Origin of the sequence: Muribaculum sp. An289, from assembly GCF_002159555.1 — a bacterium.
In the GTDB taxonomy this organism is placed as follows: Bacteria; Bacteroidota; Bacteroidia; order Bacteroidales; family UBA932; genus Merdivivens; species Merdivivens faecigallinarum.
Genome location: NZ_NFIV01000014.1, coordinates 22,768 through 36,983, shown reverse-complemented (window position 1 = coordinate 36,983; position 14,216 = coordinate 22,768). Strand labels below are relative to the sequence as shown.

The 14,216-nt window shown below is 49.3% G+C and carries 11 protein-coding genes; 7 read left to right on the top strand and 4 right to left on the bottom strand.

The genetic code is table 11. The features are described 5' to 3' along the window. Positions 1-145, bottom strand: a 145-nt coding sequence (locus B5F83_RS10860) for a transposase (protein WP_143822531.1), incomplete at its 3' end; no start/stop codon positions are given. Positions 146-238: 93 nt separating this feature from the next. On the opposite strand from B5F83_RS10860, the gene B5F83_RS09590 reads away from it, so the two are divergent. The 6 genes from B5F83_RS09590 to speA all read left to right on the top strand — a co-directional run bounded on the left by B5F83_RS09590 (position 239) and on the right by speA (position 7,304). Continuing rightward, entirely contained in the window at positions 239-1,483 is a 1,245-nt protein-coding gene (locus B5F83_RS09590) for a TlpA disulfide reductase family protein (protein ID WP_087280199.1), read from the top strand. A gap of 121 nt (positions 1,484-1,604) precedes the next feature. Further along, positions 1,605-2,504: a glucose-1-phosphate thymidylyltransferase RfbA gene (gene rfbA, locus B5F83_RS09585; protein ID WP_087280202.1), complete on the top strand. Its 900-nt coding sequence runs from the start codon at positions 1,605-1,607 to the stop codon at positions 2,502-2,504. Positions 2,505-2,531: 27 nt separating this feature from the next. After that, positions 2,532-3,104 carry a dTDP-4-dehydrorhamnose 3,5-epimerase gene (rfbC, locus tag B5F83_RS09580; protein ID WP_087280205.1) on the top strand — a complete coding sequence of 191 codons (573 nt, stop codon included), beginning with the start codon at positions 2,532-2,534 and terminating at the stop codon, positions 3,102-3,104. Beyond that, positions 3,101-3,976: a dTDP-4-dehydrorhamnose reductase gene (rfbD, locus tag B5F83_RS09575; protein ID WP_087280208.1), complete on the top strand. Its 876-nt coding sequence runs from the start codon at positions 3,101-3,103 to the stop codon at positions 3,974-3,976. Before rfbC ends, rfbD begins: the two co-directional genes overlap by 4 nt. Positions 3,977-4,048: 72 nt before the next feature. Then, a complete protein-coding gene (locus B5F83_RS09570; protein WP_087280211.1) occupies positions 4,049-5,362 on the top strand; it encodes a UDP-glucose/GDP-mannose dehydrogenase family protein in 1,314 nt (437 codons plus the stop codon). 49 nt (positions 5,363-5,411) lie between these two features. Then, positions 5,412-7,304: a biosynthetic arginine decarboxylase gene (speA, locus tag B5F83_RS09565; protein WP_087280214.1), complete on the top strand. Its 1,893-nt coding sequence runs from the start codon at positions 5,412-5,414 to the stop codon at positions 7,302-7,304. Between the two features lie 238 nt (positions 7,305-7,542). On the opposite strand, the gene B5F83_RS09560 is transcribed toward speA, so the two are convergent. The 3 genes from B5F83_RS09560 to speB all read right to left on the bottom strand — a co-directional run bounded on the left by B5F83_RS09560 (position 7,543) and on the right by speB (position 12,473). Continuing rightward, the gene (locus B5F83_RS09560; protein WP_087280217.1) at positions 7,543-9,783 is read right to left on the bottom strand and encodes a BACON domain-containing carbohydrate-binding protein; all 2,241 of its coding nucleotides are present in this window, start codon (positions 9,781-9,783) and stop codon (positions 7,543-7,545) included. Positions 9,784-9,948: 165 nt separating this feature from the next. Beyond that, positions 9,949-11,628: a tetratricopeptide repeat protein gene (locus B5F83_RS09555; RefSeq protein WP_087280220.1), complete on the bottom strand. Its 1,680-nt coding sequence runs from the start codon at positions 11,626-11,628 to the stop codon at positions 9,949-9,951. Further along, the gene (gene speB, locus B5F83_RS09550) at positions 11,625-12,473 is read right to left on the bottom strand and encodes an agmatinase (RefSeq protein WP_087280223.1); all 849 of its coding nucleotides are present in this window, start codon (positions 12,471-12,473) and stop codon (positions 11,625-11,627) included. Before speB ends, B5F83_RS09555 begins: the two co-directional genes overlap by 4 nt. Before the next feature lie 99 nt (positions 12,474-12,572). Here speB and B5F83_RS09545 point away from each other — a divergent pair, with 99 nt between their 5' ends. Continuing rightward, the gene (locus tag B5F83_RS09545) at positions 12,573-14,189 is read left to right on the top strand and encodes an AbgT family transporter (protein WP_087280226.1); all 1,617 of its coding nucleotides are present in this window, start codon (positions 12,573-12,575) and stop codon (positions 14,187-14,189) included. Positions 14,190-14,216: the final 27 nt, after the last annotated feature.

Below are 14,216 nucleotides of genomic sequence, written 5' to 3'. Positions count from 1 at the left end.
TCCACTGCACGCCGGTCTTCACGATGTACAGGATGCCGTCAAAAACAGAGCGCAGTGAATATTTTCTGAATCTTTCTTTGGGGTCTAACATATTTTTTATAACTTGCCACTGTTTATCAGTCAGGTTGGTTGGGTACTTATGCATAACTTTAATGTCTTGATAATCATAAAGTTACGAAAACATTCCAATTAACCTACTGATTTACAATTAATTATAAATAAATTTAAACAGATTCTTATGACAAAAACTATCCGTATCCTATCCCTTGTCGTTTCAGCTGCTTCTCTTGCCGTATCCTGCAATTCCGGAAGCTTTACCGGGAAGCCTTACGAAGTGAAAGTTTCGGGCCAGGGCATAGATTTTCTGCCGGACAGTTCGTACGCGCTTGTGTGGAAGCGGGGAGATGATATAAGATTCGACCCGGTCGTTGCGTATTCGTTCATAACCGGCGGAAAATTCGAGCTTTCCTTTACGGATTCGCTCGTACGTACTTATGAACTGTATTTGCTTGAAGATTTGTCCTTGCCGAGCCAGTTGCAGTTTTTCCAGTTTTTCTCGGACAAGGTGCCGGTGAAGTTCACTTTCAGCAATGAGTACGGGAGCATCCATGCTGATGTCGATGCGAGCAAGGAAAATGAGGAGATATATGTTTACCGAAACAAACGGGATGAAATGTTCAGGGTTACGGACAGCCTGTACAATGAATATTTTGAATATATAAATGAAAAATACATCGAGCCGGAAGCGGATTTTCCCGAGGAAGGTACCGATGAGTACAACAGGTTGAAGGCTTGGACGGATTCAATCTGGGAAATGGAAGACGTGATATCCCCGTCGTACCGGGAATGGGAACAGGACAGGATGAGGACTCACAAATCATTGGCGGCTTTGGAAAAGATAACGGTAACACTTGAATCGGAAATCGGAGAAATTACCATATCTGCTGCCGATGACAGCCTGAGCCCTGTATACCTTGAACTTTTCAACGAGTATAAGGAAATCTATCCGGACAATCCGATGGTCAGGTCGGTGGAGGAAAAACTGGCAGTGATGGCTTCTTTGCGGCCAGGCAAACCCGCTCCGGATTTTTCCGCCCCTTCTCTTGACGGTAGCCGCCATTCTCTTTCGGAGCTGATAAAAGGCAAGGTCGCAGTACTCGACTGCTGGGCTTCATGGTGCGCTCCGTGCCGCAGGCATTCGATAGAACTGATACCTCTCTATGAAAAATACAAGGACAAGGGCTTTACGGTGGTCGGCGTTGCCCGTGAATATGAAACTCTGGATGACATGAAGGCCGCGATTGAAAGCGACGGCTATCCGTGGATTCAGCTCTATGACCTTGACGGCGCCGAGGGCGTATGGCCCCTTTACGGCCTGTCTGATGCCGGCGGAGGGATTTTCCTGATAGACAGGGACGGAAAGATAGTCAGGCATGTCCGGGAAATAAGTGAGGTTGAAGAATATCTGAAGGAAAACCTCTGAAAATTTTTGATGAAATTCTCTGAAAAACTTTGATAAAATTCAGAAAACCCGGTTGCAATTGTGTGATTCGCCATATTTTCATTATCTTGCAATGTTTTATTGAAAACAGGCGATTTGCACTATGAAAGGAATAGTTTTGGCCGGAGGGTCGGGGACGAGGCTTTACCCGATAACCAAGGGTGTCAGCAAACAGTTGCTGCCGATTTACGACAAGCCGATGGTGTATTATCCAGTATCCACCCTGATGCAGGCCGGGATAAGGGACATACTCGTGATTTCCACTCCGGAGGACTTGCCGGCTTTCCGCCGCCTTCTCGGTGACGGAAGCGATTTCGGTGTGCGGTTCTCGTATGCCGAGCAGCCTTCTCCCGACGGGCTCGCGCAGGCTTTCATCATAGGGGAGGAGTTCATCGGGGACGATTCCGCCTGCCTTGTGCTCGGGGACAATATATTTTACGGTTCGGGTTTTCCCGCAATGCTCAAAGAGGCCGTAAGGACAGCAGAACGGGAAAGCAAGGCTACAATCTTCGGTTACAGGGTGAGCGATCCCCAAAGATACGGCGTGGCGGAGTTCGACAAGGACTGGAACGTGCTGTCGATAGAGGAAAAACCCGCCGAGCCCAAGTCCGATTATGCCGTCGTGGGGCTTTATTTTTATCCAAACAAGGTGGTGGATGTTGCCAAGCATGTCAGACCGTCCGCCCGCGGAGAACTTGAAATAACGACAGTCAATCAGAAATTCCTCGAAGACAAGGAGCTGAAGATGCAGATTCTCGACCGCGGATTCGCATGGCTGGATACCGGAACGCACGATTCGCTTGCGGAGGCTTCCATTTTCGTGGAAGTCATTGAAAAACGCCAGGGGGTGAAAATCGCCTGCCTTGAAGAAATAGCCTATATGAACGGCTGGATTTCCGAAGAGCATCTCCGCAAGACAGCGCAGCCTATGGCCAGGAACCAGTATGGAAAATATCTCCTCGAATTGGTAGAACGAGGTAAGGACCCGCGTACCGGACGGTGAACGGGCGATTGACGTTTATTGATTGAGATGAAGATACTTAAATTCGATATAGACGGACCTTTCGTCATCGAACCAGAGGTTTTCGGTGACAAAAGGGGATATTTTTTTGAAAGTTATTCCCGGCGTGCGCTGGGAGCCGCGTATAAGGAGGCTTTCGGGCGGGATTTCGGAGTCGATTTCGTACAGGACAACGAATCGTTTTCCCGTTACGGCGTAGTGCGCGGCCTGCATTTCCAGAAAGGGGAGCACGCACAGGCCAAACTCGTGCGCGTGGTGAGCGGCGAGGTTTTCGATGTCGCCGTAGATATCCGTCCGGACTCGGAGACTTTCGGAAAATACGTGTCGGTGGTGCTTTCGGACGTGGACAAACGGCAGTTCTTCATTCCGCGGGGGTTTGCCCACGGTTTCGCCGTGCTGTCGGAAACGGCTGTTTTCCAGTACAAATGCGATAACTATTACTGTCCGTATTCGGAAGGCGGCATCATCTGGAACGACCCTGCGATAGGCATAGAGTGGCCGCTCCCTGAAAAGGACATGGTGTTTTCGGAAAAGGATCTGATGCATCCGGGATTTGACGAATCCATAATCAACGAATCATGAACATTCTCGTTACCGGGGCCTGCGGGCAGTTGGGCCGTGAATTGAGGGAGATAGTCCCTTTGTCGGAAAACAATTATTTTTTCACCGACCTGAAGGAAGAACAGGGGACGGAACGGCTCGATATCTGCGATGCCGTTGCGGTACAGGCCATGATTGAAAGACACGGTATCGGCGTACTTCTGAACTGTGTGGCCTATACAGATGTGGAGAAAGCGGAGTCGGACGAGGAGGCTGCATTCAAGGTAAATGCCGAGGCTCCCGGAATATTGGCGGAAATCTGCCGGGAACGGTCGGTTTTCCTGATACATGTTTCTACCGATTTCGTTTTTGACGGACGGAGCAGCCTTCCTTATACCGAGGAAGATGTCCCCAACCCTCTGTCGGTGTACGGAAAAACCAAGCTCGAAGGGGACCGGCGCATCCTTGCAAGCGGCTGCGACTGCCTTATTTTCAGGACTTCGTGGCTGTACAGCCGTTTCGGGAACAATTTTATCAGGAAGATACGCAAACTCTGTACTGAGTGCGATGCCATAAAGGTGGTTGTCGACGAGGTGGGCAATCCGACGAATGCCGCCGACCTTGCAGGTTTCATCTTCGACATAATAGAAGACGGGAGTTTCAGGGAGCGGCGCGGGCTTTACAATTATTCCGGGGAAGGGGTGTGCTCGCGTTACGACCTTGCCTGCGCTGTCCGGGATTTGTACGGGCTGGATTGCAGGATTGAGCCGTGCAGAAGCCGGGAATTCCCTACGAAGGCATCGAGGCCGGCCTGTTCGGCTCTCGACAAAACGGCTGTGAGGAGGGATTTTTCGACAGACATTCCCAACTGGAGGGATTCTCTTGAAATGATGGTCCTGGACGAGATGTTGTGACGGATATATGTGTGAAAAATCAAAACTACTTCTTATTTTTGCAGTTTGTAATATAACTTAAAGACAGGCGTTATGAAAATAGTCGTGGTGGGTACGGGATATGTCGGGCTTGTGTCCGGCAGCTGTTTCGCCGAGATGGGCGTGACTGTCACATGTGTGGATGTGGACAGGGATAAGATTTCTCGAATAGAGTCAGGGAACATTCCTATCTACGAGCCCGGCCTCGATGAGCTTGTGGAGCGCAATGTCAGGGACGGCCGTCTGTTTTTCAGTACCGATTTGCAGGCAGCGATGAAGGATGCGGAAATCATTTTCATCGCCGTAGGCACACCTCAGGACGAAGACGGGTCGGCCGATATGAAATATGTTATGCAGGTGGCCCGTGAAATAGGCGGATATTTGGACCATTACGTGCTTGTCGTGACGAAGAGCACGGTTCCCGTAGGGTCTTCGGAAAAAGTGAGGGCGCAGATTGAGGAAGCCCTTGCCGAAAGGGGGGCGGATGTCTGTTTCGATGTCGCTTCCAACCCCGAATTCCTGAAGGAAGGAAGCGCGGTAAAGGATTTCATGAGTCCTGACAGGGTTGTCGTAGGCGTGGATTCGGAAAGGGCCAGACAATTGATGACCACTCTTTACAGGCCTTTCCTGCTCAACAATTTCAGAGTTATTTTTACCGACATACCTTCGGCCGAGATGATAAAGTATGCGGCCAATTCGATGCTGGCCACCCGCATCAGTTTCATGAACGACATAGCCAATCTTTGCGAGCTTGTCGGTGCAGATGTGAATATGGTGCGCAAGGGAATAGGTGCGGATACGAGGATTGGAAGCAAATTCCTCTATCCCGGTTGCGGCTACGGAGGTTCGTGTTTCCCGAAAGACATAAAGGCTCTGATACATACTGCTGAACAGAAAGGATACGAAATGTCCGTGCTGAAAGCCGTGGATTATGTCAATGACAGGCAGAAGGAGGTCCTGTTCAGAAAACTGGTGCGTTATTACGGAACGGATCTTTCCGGTAAGAGGGTGGCTATCTGGGGCCTTTCGTTCAAGCCCGAAACCGATGATATGAGGGAAGCCACTTCGCTGGTTACCATAAACCTGCTGCTGGAAGCGGGCTGCGATGTGGTTGTGTATGACCCGGTGGCGATGGACGAATGCCGCAGGAGGATAGGAGATTCGGTCGAATACAGCAACGACAAGTACGAGGCCGTGACCGATGCAGACGCCCTGCTTGTCATTACCGAGTGGAGGCAGTTCAGGCTCCCTAACTGGAAACTGGTTTACAATGCCATGCGCGTGCCGTTGGTCATAGACGGACGGAACATATACGATCCGGATGAACTCGGGTCGGCAGGAATAAAATATTATTGTATAGGACGTTAAAATTTTAATTTTTATAATTTTGATTTTTTTATAATCATTCGGTTTTGAGATGAGAAAATGGACTATTGAAGATTCGGCGGAACTTTACAACGTTAAAGGCTGGGGCCTGAATTATTTTTCTATTAATGAGAAAGGTCACATGACCGTGACTCCCAAGGAAGACGGGCCTTCCATCGATTTGAAGGAGCTGATGGAGGAACTCCAGGTGCGGGATGTCTCGGCCCCTGTGCTGCTCCGTTTCCCTGACATACTCGACAACAGGATAGAAAAGATTTCCAACTGTTTCAGGGCTGCTGCCGACGAGTACGGCTATACCGCGAAGAACTTCATAATATATCCTATCAAAGTAAACCAGATGCGCCCCGTAGTCGAGGAAATAGTCGGGCATGGGGCCAAATACAATATAGGGCTCGAAGCCGGTTCCAAGCCGGAATTGCACGCTGTCCTGTCGATAGATATCGACAATGATGCCATGATTATCTGCAACGGGTACAAGGACGAAAGCTATATCGAGCTTGCCCTGCTGGCGCAGAAAATGGGACGTAACATATTCATCGTCATCGAAAAACTGAACGAGCTGAGGACTGTGGCTTCCATATCGAAAAAATTGAAAATCCGTCCTAACATAGGAATACGTATCAAACTCGCAAGCTCCGGCAGCGGAAAATGGGAGGAGTCCGGAGGTGATGTCAGCAAGTTCGGGGTAAATTCCAGCGAATTGCTTGAGGCTTTGGACATACTCGATAAGAACAAATTGTCCGACTGTCTGAAATTCATACACTTCCATATAGGGAGCCAGGTGACCAACATACGGAAAATCAAGACTGCATTGAAGGAGGCTTCCCAGTTCTATGTCCAGCTGAGGAAACTGGGTTACGAAATAGACTTCGTCGATATCGGCGGCGGCCTCGGCGTGGATTATGACGGTTCCCGTTCTGCCACGTCAGGCAACAGCATGAACTATTCGATTCAGGAATATGTGAACGATGCGGTATCGTCCATAGTGGACGTGTGCGAGAAGACCGGGCTTCCGCAGCCGAATATCATTACCGAATCCGGACGTGCTCTCACCGCCCATCATTCCGTGTTGATTTTCGAAGCGCTTGCAAGCGTAAGCCTGCCGTCATTCGATGAAAACGAGACAATCGAGGAGGATTCGCACGAGCTGGTGAAAGAGCTCTACGAGTTGTGGGAGAACCTTAACCAGCCGCGGCTGATTGAAACCTGGCACGATGCCTTGCAGATAAGGGAGGATGCGCTCGGCCTGTTCAATCTCGGCCTGATAGACCTCAATACCCGGGCCCAGATAGAAAGGCTTTACTGGTCGATAGCCCGTGACGTTTATGAAATGGCCGTAAGCATGAAACACGCTCCGGACGAGCTGAAGAAGATTTCAAAACTGCTTCCAGACAAATATTTCTGCAACTTTTCGCTGTTCCAGTCGCTGCCTGATTCATGGGCGATAGACCAGATATTCCCGATTGTACCGATTTCACGTCTTGACGAGCAGCCTACAAAATCGGCAACCATACAGGACATAACCTGCGATTCGGACGGCAAGGTAGACAACTTCATATCTACGAGGAACTTTTCATACCACCTTCCGGTACATGAACTCAGCGGCAAGGAACCTTATTATTTCGGAGTGTTCATCGTCGGTGCATACCAGGAGATACTTGGCGACCTCCACAACCTGTTCGGGGATACTAATGCCGTGCATGTCAAGGTCAAGGGGGACGAATATGTAATAGACAAAATCATCGAAGGCGAGACCGTTGCCGATGTGCTCGAATATGTTCAGTTCAACCCTAAGCGGATGGCCCGCTCGGTGGAAGTCTGGGTCATGAGCTCCGTGAAGAAAGGCATCATCTCGCCGGAAGAAGGCCGCGAGTTCCTTTCCAACTACCGCTCCGGACTTTACGGCTACACTTATCTGGAGTAGAGTTTGTAAAACAGGGAACGCCCCGACTTGACCCTTGCCTTTATTAACGGCTTCTTTGTAAATGACTGTATATCAGCGTATTGTTGAGATATAACTGAAAATTATTGTTCCGAGCGACATCCACGTGGACTTCGCTCGGAACAGTTAAACTACACTTAATTTTTATAACCTTTTGATTGGTAGGTGATTGCAAGGGTGTTGGCCGAATGCCCTCGTCCCCGGCTCTGCAAGACAATTTTTACAAATTGTCGATAAGCTCGAAGGCGCCATTCCACTGCCCGCTCCAGACATATCCCAAATCGTCTTCAATGGCGAATGATATTGAATAAGTCCCGTCACCGTTGTTGTCCAATATGAAATCTCCTTCAATCGCAGGGGCGTATTCCTGAGGATTGCCGTCGGAATCGAAATCAGAGAAGAAGAATGAACCTGAAAGTTCCCCGTTTTCGTTCCGGTAGCCTGTTATATATTCCCCTTCCCATGGGTCGTCATTGTCGACAGTTGCGTAGTATTCATACGTAGGGACTCCTTCGGAAAAATCGCCTCCTGCGCTGGCAACGTTGAATCTTACTGCATCACCGCCGTTCTGGGACTTGATTTCGATTTCCCACAGGTAGCCTCCCCAAGTCTCGCCATAGCGTGTAGCGGTAGCGGTTGCATTGTCGAAAACTACGTTGCGGTCTTCCGTCAGGGTGCTAAGGCCATCCAGTACAACTTCGACTTCTCCGCTCCATTGTCCGCTCCATATATTTCCCATATCGTCTTCCATCTCAAAAGAGATGTCGTATGTGCCGTCTCCGTGGTTTTCTACAATGAAATCACCGTCTATGGCCGGGGCATATTCGCGAGGTCTGCCATCGGCATCCAAATCAGAATAGAACAATGAACCTCCAAGTTTCCCGTCTTCAGTGAGATAGCCCGGGATGTATTCGCCTTCCCATGGGTCGTCTATGTCTGTTGCCGCATAGTAAGTCCCTGAAGGAATTCCGTCAGGAAGGGCTCCTGTCGCGGTGGCGAGTTCGAATCTTATGCAGTCGCCTCCGTCAGGGGATGCTATCAGAAGTTCCCAGATTGATTCGTAATTGCCTTCTTTCATGCATTCGGCTTTTGCAATTGCCCCGTCGAGTATTACTTCACGGTCGCCGGTAAGCGTGGTAAAGGCAAAGCCTTCGAGGTTTATCTCCCCTTCATAAGTTCCGGTAATGGAATGTCCTTCCGCAGTAGTAAAGTCCATCGTGATGTCATAAGTGCCATTGTCGCCGCCTGCAACGTTCATCGTGCCCTTTGTTATGGCTCCCCATGCGATTCTGTTGAGGCCCGAGCCTTCCATGTCGTAGTAAATGTATTCGAGATATGTCCCGTATGGCATTTCTATCCCATATACGATAGCGATTTCACCGGTCTCTATCGTGTATTCGGAATGGTCGGAGGATATATTGTATGTACCCGGAAGTATTTTCCCTTCCTCATTATAAGGAATATAGGCTTCGACATGCATGATATTCTGATACCTCGTTTCCCCATGGTCGTCGAAAAGCAATGATACGTGCATGACATTGTTTTCAGTGCCTTTGTATGTGGCCTCTACCGATTTCGCCATGAAGTCCACGTCTTTTGTAAGGATGACTGAATGCGGGTCCTGGGAGTATTCTCCATAAATGATGCTTACCGATGAAGAATATGTGATGTGGTGGACTTTGCCCTCGCTGTCTGTCAGTGTGGCGTCGAAGAAATATTCTTTGCCGTCCTGTCCGAATTCAATGGTTCCGTCGTTGATTGTCAAATCGCGTTCTACGGCTCCGTTTCCATTGATGTAAGTATATTTTGCCGAAACGAAGGTCATGGCTTCACTACCGTTGCCGCATGTATATGTCCCCAGATCAGGCAGGGGATTCCTTCCGTCCGCCGGTGCTTCGCAATACAGTTCGAATTGGTACGAAGTCGCTCCCGGAGCCGTTATGTCTTCGGCCGATGACAGGATATTGGTGTAGGTGTGAAGTTCGTTGTTGCTTCTTCTTGTCCCGTAATAATCCCCGATGAATACGAATGCTTCGAATTCATAATCAGGTTCTTCCGGGCCCGGTTCGTCCTTTTCGGCACCTTTTTGCACGAGGGTGATTGCGTCTTCAATCGTTTTGTCCGTGTATGTATATGTGAGGATTATTTTCACGGAGCGTGGCTCGTTGTCCGTATTCGGAGCGACTTCAATCTTGACTACGCCCGGAGTGCTTTCGTAATCCATGGAAGAAATCCAGTCGCACTCTTCTTCCGGGGCTGATGTGATTATACCGTTTTCTGCCGGATTGGTAATCTTATAGGTGAGCAGTGCCGTACCTCCTTCGGCTGCGATGCCGATATCGCCGTCATTCGTGATTTCCAGTTCCGGAACCAGTACAGGTTCGTCCGGTTTACATCCTGCCAACGACAATATTGCCGCGGCTGTGCAGAGCAACAGATGAAAGATAAAATAGTTTTTCATGACACTTGTGATTTATTTGTGAGTAAATGAAAAAAAGTTTTTACAAATAAATCGGGTCTGTGTCTTTTTTTCAAATTGTCTGTATTATTTTCTTATCATCATTATATCAGAAATCATATTATCATTTATCGGTCAATAATATGTAAAATATTAATTTTTAAGCGGTTAATTAAAATTATTCAGAAAATCCTGGAGAGTCGTGCCCTTTCCTGTCAATCCGAGCTTTTTCCTGAGCCTGTAGCGGGCGAGATTGATGCTTTCGGGAGACTGGCGGGTTATTTCCGAGATTTCCTTAGTAGAAAGGTTCTTGTTGAGGAGTACGCAGATTCTGCTTTCGTTGACCGTCAGCGAAGGATATTGTTTTTTCAGTTTCCTGTAAAAATCATTGTCGAATTCGTACATAAAGTTGCCCATATCCTCCATGTTGTCCTTGTTGTTGGATTCGGACAGTTCCGTACAGACCCCCATTATCTCTTCGCGTGTTTTCCCGTTCTTAATACCTTGGCATATTTTCAGGAGGTCGTGTGTTGCTTTGTTTATGATGTTGTCCATCCTCAGATAGTACATTTTCCTTTCCTCCGTAAGCCTCTGTTGGCTTTTGACGGCAACTTCCCTGTTCTTGATTTCGTATGTTTTCTTCTTCATTATCAGTACGATGGAAAGTATGAGGATGATTGTACACGAAACGGATGCCAGGATTGTGGTTTTCCTTCTGTCCTTTTCCTTTTTCAGAAGCATGTCTTTTGAATTCATGGCAATCTCTTCGCGGGCGCGGAAAAGTTCGAGCATGATTTCATTGTTGGATTCGGGTGTCCAGTAGTCGTACATCTTTTGCAGGCATGCGTAGGCGTTTATCGTATCTCCGGAAGACTGGTAAAGGTAGTTGAGTATTTCATAAAGTTGGGAAATCATCCGGTCGAATTCGCCTTTGCCGTACTCTTCTATCGCCTTCTTGAAGTAGGAGATGGCTTTGGCTTTTTCGTCCTTGTTATAGTATAACTGCCCGTATACGGCGTACCAGTACCCTTTTTCATATATGCCGTCGGAAAGGGGACGGGCGCGTTCGAGGCAGGATTCGGCCTTTTCGTAAAGCCCCATGTGTATGTAAGTGAGGGCCGTATTCAGATATATCGAGCAGAGTTCGTTGGTGTCGGTGACGTTTTCAGAATAGTCGATGGCCTGGAGCAGCAGCCTTATCGCCCTTGCCGTATCGCCGGTGTTGAAAGACAGGGCCGCCATGTTGTTGATGCTTTTCGCCATTCCGAGGCTGTCGTTGAGTTTTTCGGCCAGCCGTGCGTATTCTTGATAGCATCTGTCCGATTTTTCCATATCGTTGCATATCTTGTAAATGGCGCCGAGCATCAGGTTGCAGTCCATTATGTCTTTTTGGGAGCCTGTCTTTGTAAACAGCTCCATGGCGCTGTCGGTGTATTCGAGGGCTTTGTGGTACAGCCCTTTTTTGTAATAGAGCCTTCCGAGTATGTTTTCGCACATTGCCTGTGAGTGCGTGTCGCCGAGGGCCGTATATTGGCGCAGCGAGCCTTCCCTGTAGGATATGGCCTTGCCGAACAGGCATTTTTCAAACTCATACCATTGCGAAACGTAGTCATACATGTGTGCGAGATAGATATTGTGTGCCGAGGTGTCTATTCTCGACAGGAACAGTTCCGCACAGTCGATGGCTTTTTCTTTTTCGGAGTCCTTGTTCTTTGTCCAGATTGCGTACAATGTCATGTCTGCTCCTTGAATCCCGGACATGACAGCCGTCGAATCTGCTTGCCGGCAGTGCAGGATGGCCGCCGGCTGCATGAGCAGGAAAAATATTATGGCATACAAGGCTTTCATCGGAACCTGAGGCTCAGGAACTGGTAAATCAGTTTGGCCGCAAGGAAATCCGGGGCTTTGTTGATGCTGTTTGGACAGAGCTCGACTACGTCCAGGCCTATTATGTTGTGGTTCTCGTTGATGAGGGTGAGCAGGTCGAGGACTTCCCTGTAATACAGGCCGTCAGGCTCGGGAGTCCCGGTGGAAGGCATTATCGAAGGGTCGAATACGTCCAGGTCGATGGTTATGTATACGTCGTTTTCGAGCAGGGACGATACCCGGTCGGGCCATTCGTCGTCATAACGGAGTTCGTGGGCGTGGAAAATCCTTTCCGGTATTATGTTGTCGTACTCTTCGGAAGCGGAGCTGCGGATGCCTACCTGCACTATCGATGTGGCCGATTCCTTCGCCCTTGCCATCACGCATGCGTGGTTGTGGGACGAGCCCTCGTATTCGCTGCGCATGTCGGAGTGCGCGTCCAGCTGGAGCACCGAAAACTTCTCATAACGTTTTGCAAAGGCTCTGAACGCTCCGATGCTCACCGAATGCTCGCCGCCTATGAGTACGGGGAATTTTCCATCGTCGAGGAGTTTGCCGACACGTTTTTCAACCTCTGCCGACATCGCTTCCGGCGAAGAGGCTTCGGTTACCGGTTCAACGGTAGCTATGCCTTTGGTGTATACCTCCGAATCCGTTTCTATATCATAGAGTTCCATGTTGGCGGAGGCTTCGAGCAAGGCTTCCGGCCCTTTGTCCGCTCCTTTAATCCATGTGCTTGTACCGTCGTATGGTACCGGAAGTACGGCTATGGCCGCTCCGGAATAGTCTGAAAATTCGTTTTCAAGTCCGCCGTAAATCGTTTTCATCTTTTTGTCTCCAATAATTTTACGCGAAGTTAGCAAAGAGACTGATTTTATCCATATCTTTACGGGAAAATATAAGACCAGAAGACATCTTTATATAATATGGGCAGCTTTTTGAAAAAATTGAAAGTTCCGAATACGTATGTAATAATATTTTCCATCATTATCCTCTGTGCCGTCGCCACGTGGTTCGTGCCGGGAGGCGAATATGTGGAAACTGTCGCCCCGGACGGTAGCGAGATGCTGGAGTTCCGTGAAATCCAGTCCGTTCCGCAGACCTGGCAGGTGTTTTCGGCCCTCTTTACCGGTTTTACGGGACAGGCCGGAATAATAGTTTTCGTGCTTATCATAGGCGGAGCCTTCTGGGTGGTTAACAGCACCAAGGCCGTGGACGGAGGCATAATGGGGTTCATCGGTTTTGCCAGGGGACTGGAAAAATATGCGTTTTTCAGGAAAATAGGTGTGGGCAATATAGTGATTGTGCTGATTATGCTGCTCTTCGGCGTATTCGGGGCCGTATTCGGGATGAGCGAGGAGACTATCGCCTTTGTCGTGATAGTCGTACCTCTCGCGGTTTCGCTCGGTTACGATTCGATAGTAGGGGTCTGCATGGTATATCTCGCTGCCCATGTCGGTTTTGCCGGGGCGATGCTCAATCCTTTCACAATAGGCATAGCGCAGGATATGGCAGGCCTGCCTCTGTTTTCGGGAATAGAATACAGGACATTCTGCTGGGCCGTACTCATGGTCTTTGCGATAGCTTTTGTGCTTTGGTATGCCGCCCGTGTGAAGAAACAGCCTTCACGTTCGATAATGTATGAGGCCGACAGCTACTGGAGGGAAAGGGGCAATGGAAATGCCGCTCCGGACGGGGCAGGTGAGGCCCGGGGAAGCCGTGCCGGATTCCGTGCCTGGGCGGTGTTCGCCGTCATCCTGGTTTCCGTACTGCTATTTTCTGCCTTTTACGCGCATTCGTGTACGATTACCGTCGGGGAAGCCGAATATCATGCCCCGTGGCTGATGTGGGTTGCGGCCGGCCTGTTCGCCATATCTTCGGTATTTGCCTTGAGGGCCTCCTCCAGGGCATTCATACTGAATATTCTCGGTTTCACAATCGTGTTTCTCGTGATAGGAGTGATGGGCTATGGTTGGTATATAACAGAAATATCCGCCCTGTTTCTGGCTTTGGCCATAGCATCGGGATTCTCGGCCGGCTATTCGCCGGACAATATAGTAAAGGAATTCATGTCGGGAGCGAAAGACATTTTTTCCGCGGCCCTTGTCATCGGGCTTGCCGCAGGAATAATAGCGATATTGGAAGACGGGCGCATAATCGATACCGTGCTGCATTCCCTTGAGGAAGGGCTTGACGGTTCGGGCAAGACAGGTGCCCTCGCTTCGATGTACGGCATACAGGCCGTTATCAATCTGGCGATTCCGTCCGCTTCGGCTAAAGCGGCCCTTACCATGCCGATAATGGCCCCGTTCGCGGATCTCATAGGCCTGTCAAGGCAGGCAACGGTGCTCGCATTCCAGTTCGGAGACGGTTTTACCAATATGATAACGCCTTGTTCCGGAGTGTTGCTTGCTGCCCTTTCCGTTGCCCGTATTCCTTACGCCAAGTGGTTCAGATGGGTGTGGAAATTCATCCTCGTGCTTCTTGCGATAGGTTTCCTCCTCCTGCTCCCTCCGCTTTTCATGTCGCTTCCGGGGTTTTAAAACCGCCCGGAAAGTCGTGAAAACAGG

Excerpts from the sequence above, each read along its gene's own strand:
- B5F83_RS09545 (WP_087280226.1), top strand. The coding sequence starts at position 12,573 with ATGGGCAGCTTTTTGAAAAAATTGAAAGTTCCGAATACGTATGTAATA.
- B5F83_RS09560 (WP_087280217.1), bottom strand. The coding sequence starts at position 9,783 with ATGAAAAACTATTTTATCTTTCATCTGTTGCTCTGCACAGCCGCGGCA.
- rfbD (WP_087280208.1), top strand. The coding sequence starts at position 3,101 with ATGAACATTCTCGTTACCGGGGCCTGCGGGCAGTTGGGCCGTGAATTG.
- B5F83_RS09555 (WP_087280220.1), bottom strand. The coding sequence starts at position 11,628 with ATGAAAGCCTTGTATGCCATAATATTTTTCCTGCTCATGCAGCCGGCG.
- B5F83_RS09570 (WP_087280211.1), top strand. The coding sequence starts at position 4,049 with ATGAAAATAGTCGTGGTGGGTACGGGATATGTCGGGCTTGTGTCCGGC.
- speA (WP_087280214.1), top strand. The coding sequence starts at position 5,412 with ATGAGAAAATGGACTATTGAAGATTCGGCGGAACTTTACAACGTTAAA.
- rfbC (WP_087280205.1), top strand. The coding sequence starts at position 2,532 with ATGAAGATACTTAAATTCGATATAGACGGACCTTTCGTCATCGAACCA.
- rfbA (WP_087280202.1), top strand. The coding sequence starts at position 1,605 with ATGAAAGGAATAGTTTTGGCCGGAGGGTCGGGGACGAGGCTTTACCCG.
- B5F83_RS09590 (WP_087280199.1), top strand. The coding sequence starts at position 239 with ATGACAAAAACTATCCGTATCCTATCCCTTGTCGTTTCAGCTGCTTCT.
- speB (WP_087280223.1), bottom strand. The coding sequence starts at position 12,473 with ATGAAAACGATTTACGGCGGACTTGAAAACGAATTTTCAGACTATTCC.